The 18,156-nt window shown below is 52.3% G+C and carries 20 protein-coding genes; 7 read left to right on the forward strand and 13 right to left on the reverse strand.

What is annotated here, in order from left to right; genetic code table 11:
• Positions 1 to 120 precede the first annotated feature (120 nt).
• The 3 genes from AMM48_RS05760 to fdxA form a co-directional block, all read right to left on the reverse strand.
• Positions 121 to 924: a hypothetical protein gene (locus AMM48_RS05760; RefSeq protein ID WP_102783289.1), complete on the reverse strand. Its 804-nt coding sequence runs from the start codon at positions 922 to 924 to the stop codon at positions 121 to 123.
• Positions 925 to 1,026: 102 nt separating this feature from the next.
• Positions 1,027 to 1,527: a CarD family transcriptional regulator gene (locus AMM48_RS05765; protein WP_022731066.1), complete on the reverse strand. Its 501-nt coding sequence runs from the start codon at positions 1,525 to 1,527 to the stop codon at positions 1,027 to 1,029.
• A gap of 311 nt (positions 1,528 to 1,838) precedes the next feature.
• A complete protein-coding gene (fdxA, locus tag AMM48_RS05770) occupies positions 1,839 to 2,174 on the reverse strand; it encodes a ferredoxin FdxA (protein WP_022731065.1) in 336 nt (111 codons plus the stop codon).
• 325 nt (positions 2,175 to 2,499) lie between these two features.
• On the opposite strand from fdxA, the gene AMM48_RS05775 reads away from it, so the two are divergent.
• The 5 genes from AMM48_RS05775 to AMM48_RS05795 all read left to right on the forward strand — a co-directional run bounded on the left by AMM48_RS05775 (position 2,500) and on the right by AMM48_RS05795 (position 8,103).
• Complete coding sequence (locus AMM48_RS05775; RefSeq protein ID WP_244271126.1) at positions 2,500 to 4,974, forward strand: EAL domain-containing protein; 2,475 nt, start codon at positions 2,500 to 2,502, stop codon at positions 4,972 to 4,974.
• A 69-nt stretch (positions 4,975 to 5,043) separates the two neighbouring features.
• Positions 5,044 to 5,418 carry a response regulator gene (locus AMM48_RS05780; protein ID WP_102783291.1) on the forward strand — a complete coding sequence of 125 codons (375 nt, stop codon included), beginning with the start codon at positions 5,044 to 5,046 and terminating at the stop codon, positions 5,416 to 5,418.
• Positions 5,415 to 6,038 carry a chemotaxis protein CheC gene (locus AMM48_RS05785; RefSeq protein WP_101299107.1) on the forward strand — a complete coding sequence of 208 codons (624 nt, stop codon included), beginning with the start codon at positions 5,415 to 5,417 and terminating at the stop codon, positions 6,036 to 6,038. The genes AMM48_RS05780 and AMM48_RS05785 overlap by 4 nt, the downstream gene beginning before the upstream one ends.
• 14 nt (positions 6,039 to 6,052) lie before the next feature.
• Complete coding sequence (locus tag AMM48_RS05790) at positions 6,053 to 7,675, forward strand: ATP-binding protein (RefSeq protein ID WP_102783292.1); 1,623 nt, start codon at positions 6,053 to 6,055, stop codon at positions 7,673 to 7,675.
• A 44-nt stretch (positions 7,676 to 7,719) separates the two neighbouring features.
• Positions 7,720 to 8,103, forward strand: a complete 384-nt coding sequence (locus tag AMM48_RS05795) for a MerR family DNA-binding transcriptional regulator (RefSeq protein ID WP_102783293.1) — start codon at positions 7,720 to 7,722, stop codon at positions 8,101 to 8,103.
• Between the two features lie 27 nt (positions 8,104 to 8,130).
• Here the strand turns inward: AMM48_RS05795 and AMM48_RS05800 are convergent, their stop codons facing one another.
• Positions 8,131 to 8,532 (reverse strand): YbaN family protein, encoded by a 402-nt coding sequence (locus tag AMM48_RS05800; protein ID WP_102783294.1) that lies wholly within the window; start codon positions 8,530 to 8,532, stop codon positions 8,131 to 8,133.
• A gap of 154 nt (positions 8,533 to 8,686) precedes the next feature.
• Between AMM48_RS05800 and arfB the strand changes: the two genes are divergently transcribed.
• Positions 8,687 to 9,103 (forward strand): alternative ribosome rescue aminoacyl-tRNA hydrolase ArfB, encoded by a 417-nt coding sequence (gene arfB / locus AMM48_RS05805; RefSeq protein WP_102783295.1) that lies wholly within the window; start codon positions 8,687 to 8,689, stop codon positions 9,101 to 9,103.
• 35 nt (positions 9,104 to 9,138) lie between these two features.
• Here arfB and AMM48_RS05810 read toward each other — a convergent pair whose 3' ends face one another.
• On the reverse strand, positions 9,139 to 9,732 hold the full coding sequence (locus AMM48_RS05810; protein WP_102783296.1) for a TetR family transcriptional regulator: 594 nt from the start codon (positions 9,730 to 9,732) through the stop codon (positions 9,139 to 9,141).
• A gap of 191 nt (positions 9,733 to 9,923) precedes the next feature.
• On the opposite strand from AMM48_RS05810, the gene AMM48_RS05815 reads away from it, so the two are divergent.
• The gene (locus tag AMM48_RS05815; protein ID WP_102783297.1) at positions 9,924 to 10,706 is read left to right on the forward strand and encodes an acyl-ACP thioesterase domain-containing protein; all 783 of its coding nucleotides are present in this window, start codon (positions 9,924 to 9,926) and stop codon (positions 10,704 to 10,706) included.
• 36 nt (positions 10,707 to 10,742) lie between these two features.
• Here AMM48_RS05815 and AMM48_RS05820 read toward each other — a convergent pair whose 3' ends face one another.
• The 8 genes from AMM48_RS05820 to AMM48_RS05855 all read right to left on the reverse strand — a co-directional run bounded on the left by AMM48_RS05820 (position 10,743) and on the right by AMM48_RS05855 (position 17,987).
• Complete coding sequence (locus AMM48_RS05820; protein ID WP_102783298.1) at positions 10,743 to 11,366, reverse strand: ribonuclease HII; 624 nt, start codon at positions 11,364 to 11,366, stop codon at positions 10,743 to 10,745.
• Between the two features lie 59 nt (positions 11,367 to 11,425).
• Positions 11,426 to 11,959: a GNAT family N-acetyltransferase gene (locus AMM48_RS05825; RefSeq protein ID WP_102783299.1), complete on the reverse strand. Its 534-nt coding sequence runs from the start codon at positions 11,957 to 11,959 to the stop codon at positions 11,426 to 11,428.
• A gap of 78 nt (positions 11,960 to 12,037) precedes the next feature.
• On the reverse strand, positions 12,038 to 12,442 hold the full coding sequence (locus AMM48_RS05830; protein WP_022731053.1) for a Na+/H+ antiporter subunit G: 405 nt from the start codon (positions 12,440 to 12,442) through the stop codon (positions 12,038 to 12,040).
• A 12-nt stretch (positions 12,443 to 12,454) separates the two neighbouring features.
• The gene (locus tag AMM48_RS05835) at positions 12,455 to 12,724 is read right to left on the reverse strand and encodes a K+/H+ antiporter subunit F (protein WP_022731052.1); all 270 of its coding nucleotides are present in this window, start codon (positions 12,722 to 12,724) and stop codon (positions 12,455 to 12,457) included.
• Entirely contained in the window at positions 12,721 to 13,209 is a 489-nt protein-coding gene (locus tag AMM48_RS05840) for a Na+/H+ antiporter subunit E (protein ID WP_244271127.1), read from the reverse strand. The genes AMM48_RS05835 and AMM48_RS05840 overlap by 4 nt, the downstream gene beginning before the upstream one ends.
• A gap of 23 nt (positions 13,210 to 13,232) precedes the next feature.
• Positions 13,233 to 14,765, reverse strand: coding sequence for a monovalent cation/H+ antiporter subunit D (locus AMM48_RS05845; protein ID WP_102783300.1), 1,533 nt, complete (start codon positions 14,763 to 14,765; stop codon positions 13,233 to 13,235).
• Positions 14,765 to 15,121 (reverse strand): Na+/H+ antiporter subunit C, encoded by a 357-nt coding sequence (locus tag AMM48_RS05850; protein ID WP_102783301.1) that lies wholly within the window; start codon positions 15,119 to 15,121, stop codon positions 14,765 to 14,767. Before AMM48_RS05850 ends, AMM48_RS05845 begins: the two co-directional genes overlap by 1 nt.
• 1 nt (position 15,122) lies before the next feature.
• On the reverse strand, positions 15,123 to 17,987 hold the full coding sequence (locus tag AMM48_RS05855) for a monovalent cation/H+ antiporter subunit A (RefSeq protein ID WP_102783302.1): 2,865 nt from the start codon (positions 17,985 to 17,987) through the stop codon (positions 15,123 to 15,125).
• Positions 17,988 to 18,156 lie beyond the last annotated feature (169 nt).

The following is an 18,156-nucleotide window of genomic DNA, read 5'->3' on the forward strand; positions in this document are numbered from 1 at the left end:
AGGCAAAGTGCATCAAAAAGCCAGCGGACGATATCCGCTGGCTCCTTGAAAACCGTCAACGTATTTTAGGACGGCACATCAAATGACCGTCCCGACCAACCGACGGCAAGGCCAAGGTATTTAAATGCTTTCGATGCGATCAGAAACCTTACCCTGACCATCAAGAGCCAGTGCCAAAAGCGACCCACCACGCCCCGCACCATGGTCAAGTGATAGGGTGAATTCACGTTCAATCAATCCGGTTTGGCTGCCTGATGCACCACGCACAATACGCGCACAATCGTAGTACCGGTCGGTGATGCTTTCGAACATCGACCCGCCCCACCAGAACGTATCAGTCTGTCCGGTCAAAGGACGCGATCCGTCAAGGCCCGCATGGACAAAGATCAGCCGACCGTCTGTGGTATAGGCCGCATGTTTAAGATCGGCCAAAAGGGCACTGTGCCCGCTGTGACGACGCAGCGCATCGGCAAATTGTGAGGTCCATTGCGAAATAGCGTGCGCGCCTTGACGCATAATCGACTGCACATTGACCGGATCAAAACCATAGGCCCGGATCGTACCAGCAACACCGCGCGTCAACATCCAGTCAAAAACTTCACCCGGGTTAGGAGCAAACTGGATTTGTTGCAACTTGGTGACCATTTCTTCTGATGCACCACGTAGAAAAACGATGTCAGCGATATCAATGCCTTCAATCGCAATAAAATAGCGACGAAACAACAGAAGCTCATTGATGGTGGCGATGACAGTTTCACCCGATCCATCGCCCCAGTAGTTCCCAAGATAGACCAGCCGGTCGCCCGGGGTGATGCGCGGGGCAAGCTTTTGATGAACTGCCCGCAACGCGTCATGATCACCATTGATCGCGCCGACAACCCAGATTCTTTCTGCCGGCTTAATCGGCGCCAGAACTGCACTCATCGCTGTAACCTGCCTAAAACAAAAACAAAACCGGCCCCGAGGATATCAAGGATACCTTGTGGGCCGGTTTTTATAAATAGGTGTGTAAGGAGACGTCTGCAATCAGGCAGCTTTGTACAAAAGCTTTTCAAGTTTGCCAGATGCCTTGTCCTTATCGATTTTTTCAATCGCAGCCAGTTCGTCAACGAGGCGCTCAAAGGCTGCTTCGTAAATCTGACGTTCAGAGAACGACTGTTCCGGCTGGGTTGCGCTGCGATGAAGATCGCGCACGACTTCTGCGATGGAAACAGGGTCGCCTGAATTGATTTTTGCTTCGTATTCCTGTGCACGGCGCGACCACATGGTGCGTTTTACACGTGCACGCCCCTTAAGGGTAATAAGTGCGGAGTCCATCTGCTTTTTAGAGGAAAGCTTACGAAGACCCGAGTTGCCCACCTTATTAACCGGTACACGCAAAGTCATGCGGCTGGATTCAAAGGTAATTACATAAAGGCGCAATTCCTGACCCGCGATTTCCTGGGTTTCCAGGCCGTCGACACAGCCAACACCGTGCGCGGGGTAAACAACGTAATCGCCAACAGTAAAGGGCAACTTATCCGACATCAAGCATCCTTCCGGCCGTATGAGACCTGGTCATTCAACTGTAACACTATAGACCCAGTGACGCGAAGAGCGGCACACGACCAAGCTTTTGGCAAAGTCGCGGTTTCAGACAGGGGATATTAAACGGGGATCCGGTAAATTCGGAACGAGCCTGTCGAGCCCTTAAACGCGAGTTGGAGACAATAACACAAAGAGCCGGTGTTTCACAGAATTTTTCCGTGTCACCAGCTCAATGCAGCCATGCAAAGGACCAAACGCCGACACAGGATTGACCCAAATATGGTTTAATTCTTGATGGTTATGCGACTTGATCAGTCACCTTTACCAGGTGCTTCACTGAGCATTTCGGTTTTACCCGTTTTGCCATTCCACTCGTCCGCATCAGCTGGCGCATCCCCTTTACGGGTAATATTTGGCCAGACTTCAGCGAATTTCCGGTTGATTTCCAACCAGTTGTCCAAGTTCGGTTCCGTATCAGGAATAATCGCCTCTGCGGGGCACTCCGGCTCACAGACACCACAATCAATGCATTCGTCAGGATGAATAACCAAAAAGTTATCACCTTCATAGAAGCAATCGACGGGGCAAACCTCGACGCAGTCCTGATACTTACACTTGATGCAGTTTTCCGTCACCACATAGGTCATGGTGTAACTCCGTACAGGTTGCTGGACCAGATTGCGGCTGCACCCGCGCTTGGCCTTGTTCTCTCTCGGGCATTGGGTTATCACGCACGGCCCTTGTGTGCAACTCCATTAAAACCCCATTTTTTTGCGTAGTATTGCCAGTTTGATGCAGTGCAGAAACATCGGCCAGCAAGATATAGGATATTTACCTTTGAAATTCTGCGCAGACCATACAGATTTCTTTGCTCTTTTCCAGTTCTTAGGGCCTTGGGACAATTGCTTTTAACAACACAACGCCATAGTGTGCTTTTAACTGATTGGGAAAAGTGAATATTTGGGGTTCGGGGTGTCTGACGAAAACCTTGATCAGCAACAACTTAAGTGGCTGGATCGCCTGTCTGTAAAACAGGCACGTATTGCGGTCGCCATTACCCTGCTTATTGGCCTGCTGCTCAGTGCTATTCAAATCACCCTTGATCTTCGCGAAGAACAAACCCTGATTGACCGTACTGTTAATCAGGTCCTTGCGACCTTGCGCGAATCCGCGACACAGGCGGCGTACGGTCTTGATGAAAATCTGGCCTCGCGCGTTATTGCCGGCTTGTTTGAATATGAGCCTGTCTATGAAGCGGTCTTGCGCGACAATTTCGATAATGTCCTTGCCCGCCATTCAGAGCCACCAAGCAGTTCCAGCCGTTCCCTGCTGACCAGACTAATGTTTGGTGACAATCAGGAATATGATGTTCGCCTTGAAACAGGTCCGACCAGGGAACTGGTCGGATATTTAAGTGTTCAAATCGATACTAACCTGATTGCCGAGGGTTTTATCAATCGTGCGACGCGCATCCTGGCATCAGGCATTTTACGAAATCTGCTTTTGGGGCTGGTATTGGTTGCGTTTTTCTATGCGACACTGACCAAACCGCTCTTGCGCATTTCGGCCACACTGCGCAAGATTAACCCGCAACACCCCGATCCCCAGAGCATCGTCGTCCCGGCCAAACATGACCGCGATGAGCTCGGTATGATTTTGCATACCACACGCAATCTGATCAACAGCATTTCGACAAACCTTACCAAGCTGCGCGTTACCGAACAGCAAGTCCGAGACCGTGAATCGCAACTTAACGCCATTGTTCAAAATGTTGCTGACGGGATTCTGACGATTTCACCGACAGGTCGTATCGTCGAATACAATGCTGCCATCCGGCCCCTACTGGGGTTGATGCGTGATGAAACACCCCAAGGACGCGCCTTGCAGGAATTTATCGCCCCGCGATCAATTCCGACACTTGAACACACCCTTGAAGAACTCGCCGCATATGATCCGAGCATTGAGATAACAGAAAAACGCATCATCTTACCCATCATTCGGATAGACCAACGCGAGATTGACGTTTCTTTTGCCTTCCGACCGATCCCTGATGCGGCAACCCCGCTCATTACAGCTGTTCTAAACGACATAACCGTCCGCAAACGCTATGAAGAACAGCTGGTCTATATGGCCAACCACGACACGCTGACCAACCTGCCGAACCGCAGCATGCTTGAACACAGCCTGTCAAATGCACTGGCGGTACACCAAGATGACAAAGACCGACGCCACGGCGCAACCGCGGTTGTCTTTATCGACCTTGATCGTTTCAAGGTAATCAATGACAGCTTAGGACATCATGTCGGGGACCTATTGCTCAAGGCTGTGGCGCTGCGACTGCAAAAGGTCATTGGCCGTCAGGAAATTGTCGGACGTCTTGGCGGGGATGAGTTCCTGATCATTATTCCCGATCTAAAGGAAATGCAGGATGCCGCCAATTTGTCGCAAGCTGTCCTTGACGCACTGACACCAGCCTTCGATATCAAGGGACGCATTCTGTTTGTCACCCCATCCATTGGCATTGCGCTTTATCCATCCGATGGTGAAGATTTCCCAACATTGATGCGCAACGCCGATACTGCGATGTATAGCGCGAAATCGGGGGGTGGCGGCACCTATCACTTCTTTACCAAGACGATGAACGAAAGTGCGATGGCGCGCCTTGTGATCGAAAATGATCTCCGGGAAGCCCTCGCAAAAAATCAATTTGAACTGCATTACCAGCCCAAGGTCGACCTTAAAACCGATCAGATTTGCGGGCTTGAAGCACTTATCCGCTGGAAACATCCGGGGCGCGGCTATATCTCGCCGATGCAGTTCATCCCGGTGGCAGAAGAAACCGGACTGATCGGCAAGATCGGCGAGTGGGTTTTCGAGGAAGTCTGCCGTCAGATCGGGGAGTGGGACGCTGCGAATGTCCCGCCGGTTCCGATTGCGATTAATGTGTCACCACGACAATTGATGGAAGGCCGGATCACGCAAACCATTGCGCGTATTCTTGAACAAACCAATACACCTGCTGCACGCATCGTGCTTGAAGTTACCGAAACCGTGATGATGCAGGAAATCAAGAAATCGGCTACAATCCTTGAAGAACTGCGCCACCTTGGGCTGCAAATCGCGGTTGATGACTTTGGCACGGGCTATTCATCCTTGGCGTATCTTAAACGCCTGCCGATCAACTCCATCAAGATTGACCGGTCGTTTGTCCGCGACATCACAGTCGATAGCGATGATGCCGCGATCACGCGCGCGATTATCATCATGGGCCATAATCTTGGCCTGCAAGTGGTTGCCGAAGGTGTTGAAACCATAGAACAAATGGACTTTCTACGCGACAGTGGGTGTGACGAAGTTCAGGGCTTCCTGATTGCAACACCGCTGCCTGCACATGAGGCTGTTCACCATATTATACGTCTGTCCGCCAAGGCCGATATTGAACCATAAGTCGCCAATACCAACGAAGAAGCGCAACCTGCGCACCACATTTAAACGTCTGGTTATCCGAGAAGCAAAATGGCCCCACAAAAATCCGTCCTGCTCATAGATGACAGCAAATTCGCCCGGCTGCTGGTCAAGGCGTTCATATCCAGCAATTTTGCGGGATGGGAAATTGACGAGGCCGAAGATGCGGCAAAAGCATTGGCGATGGTCGCGGAAAAATCCTACGATTATCTGCTGGTCGATTTCAATATGCCCGGCATGAATGGCCTTGAGCTTTGCGAGAAGTTACGTGCGCAGTTTCCTGATACCGTGATTGCCCTTCTGACGGCCAATATTCAAAAAGAAATCCAGAACAAAGCCGAAAGCATCGGTGTTGATTTTCTGGCAAAGCCACCGACCGAAGAAAAAATTCGTGACTACATCGCGGCCAAGGAAGCGGGTCGATGATAGATCTGACAGAACTTGAACATGATACCATCAGTGAACTGATCAACATCGGTGTTGGTCGGGCCGCATCATCCTTGTCCGAAATGGTCGAGCAACCGGTTGAACTAACCGTTCCGCGCATTACTTTCGTCGAGCGGTTCTCTGATACTGACCTTGCCAAGGCGCCAACTGAAATTGTTTCTGCCGTAAGCCAGACATTCGACGGCCCTTTTAAAGGCGAGGCCATGCTGGTCTTTCCCGAAGAACGCAGCCTGGAACTGGTACGCAGCCTTTTGAAAGTCGACGTTCCGCTTGAGGCTTTGACCGATCTTGAGCAAGAAGCCCTGATGGAAGTTGGCAATATCATTTTGAATGCCTGCCTTGGCAGCATTTCAAATGTGCTTGGTGAACCGATAAATTGCTCAATGCCCTCATTTCGCAAACGCGAAAGTCGGTCGTTGCTGGATCAAGATGACGCAAGTAGCCAAACTGGCAAAAAACCCGTTTTGATGATCTTGCATGTGCAATTCATGCTGCGTCAAAATGACATTGATGGATATGTCCTGTTTGTTATGGATCTGGATTCAATCCAGATGCTAAGGGAACTGGTCCGTCGTTTTCTGGCCAATTCACTTGGTTAACTGGGTCGAGGTGAATGAAAAAAACGACGCCAACATCGTTGGACCACAGAACGCTATCGGGCAGCCTCAATAGATCAGATAAAGCTGCCGAACTTTATGCCGCGTTGCTTGATACGGCAGATACCGGATCGCTGGCGATTTCGCAGGATGGCGCGATTTGCCATTGGAACAGATGGATGCAGAACCGATCTGATCTTGCACCGCATCAAGTTCTTGGCAAACAACTTGTTGACGTTTTTCCTGAAACTAAATTGGGCCGGGTCAGTCAGGCGATTGAAGACTGCCTGAAATTTGGCATGCCCGCCGTTATATCCCCATCACTTAATCAAGGGGCCCTGCCGTTAAAGCCCCTGCCGCAATTTGCTGCAAGCTTTGATCGCATGGAGCAATCAATCCGCATCCATCCAATCAAGACCAGCAACAACGGCACGCTGTGTTCGTTGACCATTCGCGATGTTACTCTTGCCGTTCAACGCGACCGACTGCTTCGACAGCAGGCCGCCGAATTGGCTGACCTTGTTACCCAAACCAGACGCAGCGAAGGCCGGACCCGGGCGATTTTGCAAAATACCATTGATGCCATTCTGGTGGCGTCAGATGATGGCAATATTGAACCCCTAAACGCACGCGCGCAGGAACTTTGCGGCCCCGAAGGCGACCCGGAACTGCGCAACATCATTCGCTTCCTTTTACCTGACAGCGAACACATCACCCCCTCGCCACCGCCAAAGGATCGGCTTTTGACCGATCTTGGTACCGGGGTGATCGAGGTTCTCGCCTGCACGTCGAGCGGGCGCAACATACCTCTGGAAGTCGCGATCAGTCATTTTTCCGCTGATGAACGCTATCATTACATTATTACCCTGCGTGATATTTCCCAACGCAAACGCCATGAGATGGAAATTCAGCGCACCATGGCTGAACTAGAACGTTCCAACAGCGAACTTGAACAGTTTGCCTATGCCGCGTCCCATGACTTGCAAGAACCACTGCGCATGGTGTCAAGCTATACCCAGCTCATCGCCCGACGGTATGAAGGCCAGCTTGACGATACAGCCGATGAATTCATTCATTATGCTGTTGACGGCACGCAACGCATGCAGCGCATGATTGATGACCTTCTGACCCTGTCGCGGGTTGGGCGGCATGGTAAGCCGTTCCACGCGGTTTCTTTGCAAGCCTTGTTTGATGCGCTTGTGACCAACTTCAAACGTGCAGGGTCCGCACCCGAAGGCAATATCATCCGCGAAGGAACCCTTCCCACCATCACCGGCGATGCCAGTCAATTACTGCTGCTGTTCCAGAACTTGGTATCCAACGGCCTGAAATATAGTGACCCCGAAGATGGCAAGGTACAGGTATTTGCCAAGGAAACCCCAAACAGCTACCGCGTTTTTGTCGCCGATAACGGGATCGGGATTGAAGAGCAATATCACGAAACCATTTTTGAGGTTTTCAAACGTCTGCATGGCTATGGTGATTATGCCGGGACAGGAATTGGCCTGGCAATTTGCAAAAAGATCGTCGATCGGCACGGTGGATCGCTGGTCGTCACCAGCACGCCGGGCGAAGGCAGCACATTTTGCGTCGAGTTTCCAAAACAATTGCCGATTGTCGCAGCATCGGAAAGCATGTAGCTTTCAGTTTACGTAAGCGTAAACTTCAACAGCATTGAGCCCCCATGAGCGACAGCTACTCCATTACTGATCTTGCCCGCGAGTTTGACGTAACCACCCGGACCATCCGCTTTTACGAAGATCAGGAACTGATCGAGCCCGAACGTCAGGGACAAACCCGCATTTACAGCCAGCGTGACCGGGTGCGTTTGCGCCTGATCATGCGCGGCAAGCGGCTTGGTTTTTCACTGAAGGAAATACGTGATCTTCTTGATCTGTATGATGGCGACCGCAGCGAAATCACCCAGTTGACCATCCTTGTGTCCAAAATCAACGAACGCCGCGATGCGCTTCGCACACAGCGTGAGGACATTGATGCGACACTTGATGAACTTGATAAACTTGAAGAATCCTGCCAAGGCGAACTCAACCGCAAGAAGACCGGCTAAGATCAAGTGCCCCCAGATTGATCCGCTTTATGGGTTGCCCGCCGTTGGATTTGTGACTTTCACAATCCGGGGTTCTGATGGCCGCGACAGGATAAACAAACTGACCGGAACAGCGACCAGCACCTGAACCATCACGACCCAACGGCTTTCGACAAAAATCAGCGACACCGCAATCACAACAAAGAATGCCAACATCGCCATATATTTGGCCCGCCGACTGATGACACCATGATTGTTCCAGTCACGAATTGGGCCGCCAAACCGGGGATGATTGCAAATCCAGTCGTGCAGTCTTGGCGATCCCTTGGCAAAAAGCCAAGCGGCCAACAACATAAACGGCGTCGTTGGTAAAAGTGGCAGGAAAACACCTACAACACCCAATCCAATTGCAAGCCAGCCAAGACCAATATAAATATGCGAAAAGCGCACCGTCGATTTCCTGTTTACAGCTCGTCACGCCCCTGACAGGCTAGATCCACGTCAATGTAGGCGCAGTAATTGCGAAATTCAATTAATAGCCGACTACTACACTCAGTTATGTTAACCGCCCCGGTTACGCCCTGAAAATCTTTTACGGTTGCCCATGCTTGAGATCGAAAAAGGCCTTTATCTGGATGAACGCCATCTGAATTTTCAGTTCGTGCGCGCATCGGGGCCCGGCGGACAAAACGTCAACAAGGTATCGAGTGCAGTTCACATGCGCGTGCGTATTGATGACCTGACCGAACTTCCTTTGCGCGTACGCAACCGCCTGCGTGAACTTGCTGGAAGCAAACTGACCAACGATGGCGAGATCATCTTTGACGCCCAGCGTCACCGCACACAGGAGCGTAACAAACAGGATGCGATAGAACGATTTCTCGCCCTGTTGCGCAAAGCCGCCGAGCGCAAGAAATATCGCGTAAAAACACGTCCCAGCATGTCGGCAAAACGCAAACGCACTGATAACAAGAAAAAGCGCGGCGACACGAAAAAAATGCGTCAAACTCCATCATATTGATGAACGTATCTGCTCAGCAAAATTCCATTACACGGTTAACTTAGGGGGCAATGCCGCACCCAGTCTTCCATCAGTGCCGCAATCTCGACCGTATCAAGTTCACTGGCCGTCAGGCTCTGCCAGGTTGAGAACTGTACGCTGTGACGAACAACGGCCCTGCAAAGAGCATTGTCACGTCGTGCCGCAGGAAGATGACGCATGATATCATCTTGGATAACGGCAAGATGTTTATCGGCGCGGATCAATGCCTTGTCCAGATCATCAAGCTTTCCACGGTCTGACTGCAAACCCACCCATACATGACTGGTTTCTCTGTAATAATGATACAGCATGCTCAAAATTGCGATGGGCCAGTCTTGCGGGTTAACGCCGTCGCGCCAGTCTGCCGGGTCAGGCATAGGGCTGCTTTCAAACCATGCCTTTAGCGCGCCTGCCATCAAATCAGCTTCCTTGGGGAAGTGGCGATAGACTGTGAGGCGCTGCACAGATGCTTTGGTTGCAACCGCACTGATTGTCGTTGCCGCGGGACCAACACCCCCATAGAGCAACAATGCCGCATCAATGATCTTTTGATGGGTATCTTGTTCCTTATCTGCGCGTTTGGTCTTGGTGTATGTCCGCGTCGCCATGTTTCCCCCAGCGTGTCTGCATCTCCGCCAGACCCCAAATCCAGCACAGAAAGCAAAAAGATAACATGCCTTCGGTTTTTCAATGAACGGTTTTGCTTACCGGGCATCGACGATGCCCAAACAACTCACTTTATTTGCCAACAGGCTATCATCATCCATATAAAGGTCCATCGTATTAAAAGGACTGCCCGATGACGATTGACTGGAATCATATTGCCAATGCCCCCTTGCCCGCAAATTGCGGTTGGCGCGGGACATATCGGGTCCGCTATTCCGAGATTGGCGACAATGGCAAAGTCATGCTCCCTGCCCTTGCCGATTACATGCAAGATGCGGCTGGTTGGGGTGCCCGGATACTAAAACTGGCCTATGACGACACGGTTGATCAGGGGATCGCATGGGTATTGTCGCGCATGGTCATTCATATTCGCGACTATCCCGGCAATGGCGAAGACATCACGGTTGAAACATGGCCTTCAGGGGTATCGCGCCGGGTTGCCACCCGTGATTTTCGCCTGACCAATGCCAAGGGCGATGTAATTGGTGTCGCGCAAAGTTTCTGGGTGATGTTTGATTTGCGTGAACGCCGTGCTGCACAATGGCCCGACTGGATTTCCGACCGCCTGCCGAACCCGCCCGGCCCAAAATTGATTGATGCGCCGCTGCGCGCTCCCTTTACCACCGATCCGCTATCCCCGTGCGACACCATCAAGGCACGCCCGTCGGACCTTGATCTGTATGGGCACGTCAATAATGTGCGGCTGATGCAGTGGGTTCTGGGGATTGCCGGAAGAAACAATCGACCAGACTTTCATCCCGAAAGCCTCGATATTCAGTTCCGAACCGAATGCCGCGTGCATGAACGGGTTGAAATCAGATATTGCGATGGATTTGCCGCGATTACCCTTGACGAAGACGGCACCGATTTGGTTCGTGCCCAAATCACACCGCGTAATCGCATCGCACTGGCTTAGGAACGATCCGGATAGCCATCAGTGACGGCCACACTCTTAACGACCGTCCATCATTGCATCGAACAAATTAGCAATCGGTTTAAAGCTGCGGCGATGGTGCGGGGTTGGCCCCACATCACCAAGACCTGCCATGTGCTTTTTCACACCATAACCCGCATTGCCTTCCCAGCCAAAAAACGGATAGCGCACAGCAAGGCGCGCCATGGCACGATCACGCACCACCTTGGCAACAATCGATGCCGCCGCAATCGAAAGCGATTTACTGTCGCCCTTAACCACGGTTTCAACCGCACAAGGCAACCCCGGGTCACGATTGCCATCAACCAGTGCCTGATCGGGAAGGGTTGATAAATGGGCAACGGCACGGCGCATCGCAACATAAGTTGCCTGCAGGATATTGATCTGATCGATCTCGCGCACGGATGCGGCACCAACGCCAACCTCGGCACAGCTCATGATGATGTCATGAAGCTGATCACGCTTTTTGACTGACAGCTTTTTGGAATCATTAAGTTCGTTCAAAAGAACAGCGGGTAACAGATCATCACGTGGCAGGATAACCGCGGCGGCAACAACCGGTCCGGCCAGTGGCCCTCGACCAACTTCGTCAATCCCGGCAATGCGTCCGCAATACTGATCTTCAATGGAAAAATCAGGCATGATGATAAAGGCTCCCTCTTGCCTTTTGTCTAGCAGTCACGGCTCTGTCAGACAACTGATCACGCATCAGACCGTTGTGGGTTTTCGATCACATACACATCATATCCATCCGGTTTTGATCGGCACGTCATCCCGATTTTACGGGCAACACCAATGGACCCATGATTACGTTGATCAATCCCGGCCACAATACGCGGCAAGTTTAGCGTTTCAAACGCGTATGGCACCAGTGCAAGGGCCGCCTCAGACGCAAAGCCGTTTCCCCAATAATCGGGATGCAGCCGCCAACCGATTTCAACATCCGGCCCAACGCCATCCTCGGGGATTAAAAGTACCCAGCCCATAAAGGTGTTTGGTGCAGATTTGGCAAAGACCGACCAGTATCCCAACCCGTCACTATAGTGCGCATTGATCCGGGTTCGGACAAACGCTCTGTGTTCGCCGTCCTCATCCCAAGGCCCGGGAATGAAATCGACAACACCGGGCGCCTTGTCCATGACAATACAGTCGTCAAAATCATCCATGGTTCGGGGACGCAATATCAGGCGGTTGGTTTCAAAAATCATGGCGAATCTTCCACGCAATGCTGTCATGGGGGTATCCTAACAAAAACGGCACCGAATGACGGTGCCGTTCTTAAAGTTACGCCAGAAAGTCAGAAGCCGGAAAAATCAGTTTTCCTTTTCCTGATATTCCTCGCTGGGATCGTAGCCTTCGGGCCCGACCGGATCAAAAGTCGCCCAACCTTCATTCTGCTTACTGGGTGGCAAATCCGAATGTGGATCAACATTCAACAGCATGTAAGCCTTGGCGATCAGGTTGGCTGTAATCGGTGCGGTCAGGAATATGAACAGCGTGATCAGCAATTCATGAATGGTGAAATGCCCGCGTTCAACCCAGAAATACAGCATAGAGGCAATCAAAACACCCCCGACGCCAACGGTACTGGCCTTGGTCGGCGCATGCAGGCGCGGCAACAAATCACGCAGCTTGAGCATCCCAAATGACCCGACCAGCAGGAACAATCCACCAATCACAATCAGAAGCGAGATAATGAGTTCGACGATAAATGGCATCACAACGCTCCCTTATTCGATGATGTCGCCACGCAAGATGAACTTGCAGTAGGCCACGGTTGAAACAAACCCGAACATGGCGAACAAAAGCGCGCCTTCGAAATACATCGCGGTTCCCTTGGCGATACCATACATCACCAGAAGGGCAATGGCGTTAATCGCCATGGTATCGACCGCCAAAATGCGGTCTGCCGTTGTCGGCCCCATGGTCAGACGCCATAAATTCATCAGCAATGCCAATGACACACAGACGAAGCCGAAATTCAGTGCATATTCGATCATTCGAAAATCTCCTTCAGGCGGCGTTCGTAGCGGTCCTTGATATCATCAATCACACCCTGTGCATCCGGGGCGTGAAGACAATGCACCAGAAGGCTTTTGGCATCGGCACTCAGATCAATTGTGACCGTACCCGGCGTCATGGTGATGGTGCCGGCCAGTGTGGTGATTGCCTCGGGCGATGTCAGTTCTAACGGCACGACAACACATTTTGTTTCAAGGCTTTCGGTTTTGCGAAACAGGATCAGCCCGGCGACAACCACATTGGCCACCAGAATATCCCAAAGAACCACAAGACCATATTCACAGATCGCATACGCATTGCGAATCTTGGGTCGGGCAGGCCAGAAACTTGCGGTGATCAAGGGGATAATCACCGCAAGGATTGCACCGAAAACAACGGCACCTGCCGAAACTTCGTTCGCCAGAAGCACCCAGACGACCAGCAAAGCCAGCGACAGCAGCGGGTGGGGAAGATAACGTTTCATCATCATGATCCTTTCAACACCACTTACTGGCCAAACTGCGCAAGGGCACCATCGCCCAGCACTGCTCGAATATATTGCGACGTATCAAATATCTGATCAGCAGTCCCGTTGAGGTAACTACTAATCGGACCGGCAAACACTGTTAAGGCAACCAAGCCACCAAGCATACCGCATGCGGCAATGATCGGCAGAACCGGCCATTTCGCACCTTCGACAACGATCTCGCCTTCGAGCGATGAACTTTTCCAGAACAGCACACTGCCTGCACGGCCAAACCCGATAATGCACATCAAAGACGTCACCAGAATAACCGACCAAATCCAGACCATGGCATCACTGTCGCGCGAAGCGTCAAGAATCTGCAATTTACCGATAAATCCGCTCAGCGGCGGCATACCGGCCATGCCAATCGCCCCGATAAAGAACAGAACGGCAAGGAACCCAGACTGATGGAAAACCGGGGCGGTGTTCAGGCTGTCGCCAAACTGCCCCCGGCGAGATACCACCAGATCGGCAATCAGGAACAAGGCGGCGGCCGAAAACGTCGAATGCAGCAAATAGTAAAGGCCTGCTGAAATGCTTTCAGGGGTGAACAGCCCAATCGCTGTCAAAAGCGTCCCCATCGAGCCAATCACCGCAAAGGCAATCAGGTTGTTGAGGCGTTTTGCAGCCAGAACACCGATCATGCCAACGGCAATGGTAATCAGGGCAGCGGGCAGGATATAGGGTTGTGCCAGCCATGCCATATCACCAGCAGTGTCGCCAAAGGCCAGCGAATAGACACGCAGCACCGAATAGGCCCCGACCTTGGTCATGATCGCAAACAGGGCCGCGACCGGTGCAGGCGCATTAGCGTAGGTTCCCGGAAGCCAGAAATGGATCGGCACCATTGCCGCCTTCACACAGAAAACAAGCAATAAAACCAACGCCCCGGCGCGCAGCAACGCGGCATCTCCCGGTGCTATGTTTGCAACCTGAATGGCCAAGTCTGCCATATTCAGCGTCCCGGTCACTGAATATATCATGCCAACCCCAACCAGGAACAAGGCTGATCCGGTCAGATTGACGACAACATATTGCATGCCCGCCTTAAGACGGTCGGCCCCAGCACCATGAAGCATAAGCCCATAAGACGCGATCAGCAGAACCTCAAAGAAGACAAAGAGGTTAAACAAGTCCCCCGTCAGGAACGCACCATTCACCCCCATCAGCTGGAACTGGAAAAGAGCATGGAAATGCTTGCCGCGCTGATCCCATTCACTTGAGGCAAACAGGACAACGCCAAGCCCCAGAAGCGATGTCAGAAAAATCATCATCGCCGACAACCGGTCCAGAACCAGCACAATCCCGAAGGGTGCTGGCCAGTCGGACAGGGCATACATTTCCGGCCCATTGCCATTGGCGAAAATCAGCAGCGACAAGGTCACTGCGACAAGGGCCATGGTTGCCGTTATCGAAAATACGCGCTGCAACAAAATATCATGACGAACCGCCAAAACAATCAGGGCGGCCATCACAGCGGGCAGCACTATGGGAATAACAATCCAGTCACCCATCAGTTTTTATCTCCTGCTTCGGATGGCTCGCCAAGCGGTTGACCGTCAACATGATCATTCCCGATTTCAAGAAAGGTCCGGATCGACAGCACAACGATCAATGCCGTCATCCCAAACGAAATCACAATCGCCGTTAGCACAAGTGCCTGTGGCAATGGATCGGTGTATTCCGTCACACCTTCACGCAGGATCGGCGGCATATTGATGGTAAGCCGTCCCATGGCGAACAGAAATACGTTCACCGCATAGGACAGAAGCGCCAAACCAATTACCACCGGGAACGTCCGCCCACGCAGCAAAAGGTATGTTCCGCACGTTGTCAGAAGCCCAATACTGCTTGCTACAAGAAATTCCATATCAGGCCTCCTTCTCTGGCGTTGCTATCCGAACAGATGGATCGTGATCCATCGGATCAAGATTGACATCGACATGTTCTGCCATGCGTTCGACCTGTGACAGTTTGGCAAGAGCCAGCATTACCGCCCCAACCACCGTCAGGAACACACCAAGGTCAAAGCCCATGGCGGATGCCAGTTCAAATTCACCAACAATCGGCAGATGAACGTGGACAAACCCACTGGTCAGGAACGGCAAGCCCGCCACCCAGGCCGAAGCCCCGGTAATCGCTGCTGCAATAACCCCCAAACCAATCATGCCGTGGTAATTGACTTTCATGCGGTTCTGGGTCCAGCCAAAGCCTGAAGCCATATACTGCATGACCAAAGCGACCGAAACGACCAACCCGGCAATGAAGCCTCCGCCTGGCTCATTATGACCGCGCAGGAAGATGTAAACACCGACCATCAGCGACAAGGGCAACATCACACGCGTCGCGACCACCATCATCATCGGATGGCGATCCGCCGACCGGCGATTGCTGACGACCCAGCTTGCCAGACGTTTAGCCGCTTCGCCCTGGGTCACGGTTTCGATCAAGGCAAAGATCGAAAGGGCCGCAATGCCCAGCACAATGATTTCACCAAAGGTATCAAACCCACGGAAGTCGACGAGGATGACGTTCACAACGTTCGTGCCGCCACCTTCGATCTTTGAGTTGGCCAGATGATAGGCCGAGATCGAGTTTGGCAGATCACGCGTCATGATCGCCCATATTGCCCCGCCGATGCCAAGGCCAGCCGCAATCGAAACCACCCCGTCACGCAATTTGCGCCCCGGAAGGCTTTCCTTTGGCGTTTCCTTTGGCAGGATATTAAGGGCCAGCAACATCAGGATGACAGTCACCACCTCGACCGAGATTTGCGTCAAAGCAAGATCAGGTGCCGACAGATAGATAAAGCCAAGCGAGACAATCAGACCAATCACACCGACCAAGAGCAAACTTAGAAGTCGATTATGATGCATCACGACCGCGGCGATACAGGTTACAACCAGCAATACCCAGCCAATCGCCGCCGCAGGTGAAACATCAAGCAATTCCCGCGTGCCCGCAGTATGATCCGGCTCGGCATAAAATCCAGAAACCCCGATCGCAACGGACGCAACAATCATCACCGACAGGTAACGCTGCAACGATCCATTGTGTAGATTGTCCGAGATAACCCGGCTTAAAGCAACAAGCTTGGCAATCGCACAATCAAACATCGCCTTGGCATCAGGCCGCGACAGGTTTGCGGTCGCCGAAATCAACGTCCCGTGGCGCATCAGCAACAGCGCACCAACAACAATCGCGATGACGCTCATGCCAAGGGCTGGCGTCAGCCCATGCCAAAGTGCCAGATGATATTCCGGCAGTTCCCCACCGATAACCGCACTGGACGTCGCAGCAACCAGCGGCCCGGCAATCACCGCCGGGAACAGGCCGATCAGAACCACCAGAACCGTCAGCAATGCAGGCGGGCCCCACATGCCAAAGGGTGGATCATGTGGATGATGCGGCAAGTTCTCATCGCGTGGCTTGCCCAGCCAGACGTGGAAGATAAAGCGGAAGGAGTACGCCACCGAGAAGATTGCCCCAACGGTGGCCAGAAGTGGCACAACCCAGCCCTGATCCAGCCACATGGTATGCCATGCTTCTTCGAGCATCATTTCCTTGGACAGGAACCCGTTAAGCGGAATTATCCCGGCCATCGATGCCGCCGAGATAATGCCAATGGTCCCGGCAATCGGCATCAGGTTGAGCAACCCACCCAGACGACGAATATCGCGGGTTCCGGTTTCATGATCGATAATACCGGCGGTCATGAACAGGGCGGCCTTAAACGTTGCATGGTTGATGATGTGAAACACACCAGCCACGGCAGCAATCGGCGTTCCAAACCCAAGCAGCATGGTAATAAGACCAAGGTGGCTGACCGTCGAATAGGCCAGAAGTCCCTTTAGGTCATGTTTGAAAATCGCAATCCATGCGCCGAGCACCATGGTTACAAGACCAGCGGTTGCAACGATATAGAACCATTCCGGTGTCCCCGACAAAACCGGCCACATGCGGGCCATCAGGAAGATACCGGCCTTCACCATGGTTGCCGAATGCAAATAGGCCGAAACTGGCGTTGGCGCGGCCATCGCATGGGGCAGCCAGAAATGGAACGGGAATTGAGCCGATTTGGTAAAGCACCCCAGCAGGATCAAAACCAGTGCCGGAACATACATCGGGGACGCTTGAATTAAATCTGCGTTCTGAAGGATCACGGTCAAATCATAGGACCCGACAATATCACCCAGAATCAACATCCCGGCAATCATTGCAAGCCCGCCTGCCCCGGTAACGGCCAGGGCCATACGCGCGCCCTGACGCCCTTCGGGCAGATGTTTCCAGTACCCGATCAGCAAGAACGACGACAGCGACGTCAGCTCCCAGAACACCAGCAAAAGCAGGATATTGTCCGACAGGACAATCCCGACCATAGCCCCCTGGAACAACAACAGGAACGCATAGAAGCGCCCCATCGGATCGTCCTTGGATAGATAGAACCGCGCATAGATAATGATCAGCAACCCGATCCCAAGGATCAGGGTCGCAAACAGCAAGCCCAGCCCATCAAGGAAGAAGGTCACATTAAGACCCAGTTCCGGAAGCCAGCTATAACTGACCTGAAACACCTCGCCAGAAATCACGGCAGGTGCCTTTGCCATCAGTAAAATCAGGGCAAGCAGCGTGACAGAACCAGTCGCAGTCGCGCATGCGTTGCGCCCGGCCCTGATCATTATGGCGGGCAGTACCGCCCCAATGAAGGGAAGCAAAACAATGAGGGTGAGACTCATGAAAGACCCTTATTTTTGGAAGTCGCCGTATCGCCCCCAACGCGAGACAGCAAGAAAATCCCGCAGAAGGTAATATTTGTACAGAAAATGGTCAAGAAAACCCAACCCTTACCGTTTTTTACTTTCGGCCTGTCAAGTGATACCGATCACCAAAAAGTACAACCCTGAC

The organism is Thalassospira sp. GB04J01, from assembly GCF_000751115.1.
GTDB lineage: Bacteria > Pseudomonadota > Alphaproteobacteria > Rhodospirillales > Thalassospiraceae > Thalassospira > Thalassospira lucentensis.

What these genes read in the sequence shown, in the direction of transcription:
- AMM48_RS05760 (WP_102783289.1), bottom strand. Translation starts at nt 924, where the DNA reads ATGAGTGCAGTTCTGGCGCCGATTAAGCCGGCAGAAAGAATCTGGGTT.
- AMM48_RS05765 (WP_022731066.1), bottom strand. Translation starts at nt 1,527, where the DNA reads ATGTCGGATAAGTTGCCCTTTACTGTTGGCGATTACGTTGTTTACCCC.
- fdxA (WP_022731065.1), bottom strand. Translation starts at nt 2,174, where the DNA reads ATGACCTATGTGGTGACGGAAAACTGCATCAAGTGTAAGTATCAGGAC.
- AMM48_RS05780 (WP_102783291.1), top strand. Translation starts at nt 5,044, where the DNA reads ATGGCCCCACAAAAATCCGTCCTGCTCATAGATGACAGCAAATTCGCC.
- AMM48_RS05785 (WP_101299107.1), top strand. Translation starts at nt 5,415, where the DNA reads ATGATAGATCTGACAGAACTTGAACATGATACCATCAGTGAACTGATC.
- AMM48_RS05790 (WP_102783292.1), top strand. Translation starts at nt 6,053, where the DNA reads ATGAAAAAAACGACGCCAACATCGTTGGACCACAGAACGCTATCGGGC.
- AMM48_RS05795 (WP_102783293.1), top strand. Translation starts at nt 7,720, where the DNA reads ATGAGCGACAGCTACTCCATTACTGATCTTGCCCGCGAGTTTGACGTA.
- arfB (WP_102783295.1), top strand. Translation starts at nt 8,687, where the DNA reads ATGCTTGAGATCGAAAAAGGCCTTTATCTGGATGAACGCCATCTGAAT.
- AMM48_RS05810 (WP_102783296.1), bottom strand. Translation starts at nt 9,732, where the DNA reads ATGGCGACGCGGACATACACCAAGACCAAACGCGCAGATAAGGAACAA.
- AMM48_RS05815 (WP_102783297.1), top strand. Translation starts at nt 9,924, where the DNA reads ATGACGATTGACTGGAATCATATTGCCAATGCCCCCTTGCCCGCAAAT.
- AMM48_RS05820 (WP_102783298.1), bottom strand. Translation starts at nt 11,366, where the DNA reads ATGCCTGATTTTTCCATTGAAGATCAGTATTGCGGACGCATTGCCGGG.
- AMM48_RS05825 (WP_102783299.1), bottom strand. Translation starts at nt 11,959, where the DNA reads ATGACAGCATTGCGTGGAAGATTCGCCATGATTTTTGAAACCAACCGC.
- AMM48_RS05830 (WP_022731053.1), bottom strand. Translation starts at nt 12,442, where the DNA reads ATGCCATTTATCGTCGAACTCATTATCTCGCTTCTGATTGTGATTGGT.
- AMM48_RS05835 (WP_022731052.1), bottom strand. Translation starts at nt 12,724, where the DNA reads ATGATCGAATATGCACTGAATTTCGGCTTCGTCTGTGTGTCATTGGCA.
- AMM48_RS05840 (WP_244271127.1), bottom strand. Translation starts at nt 13,209, where the DNA reads ATGAAACGTTATCTTCCCCACCCGCTGCTGTCGCTGGCTTTGCTGGTC.
- AMM48_RS05845 (WP_102783300.1), bottom strand. Translation starts at nt 14,765, where the DNA reads ATGGGTGACTGGATTGTTATTCCCATAGTGCTGCCCGCTGTGATGGCC.
- AMM48_RS05850 (WP_102783301.1), bottom strand. Translation starts at nt 15,121, where the DNA reads ATGGAATTTCTTGTAGCAAGCAGTATTGGGCTTCTGACAACGTGCGGA.
- AMM48_RS05855 (WP_102783302.1), bottom strand. Translation starts at nt 17,987, where the DNA reads ATGAGTCTCACCCTCATTGTTTTGCTTCCCTTCATTGGGGCGGTACTG.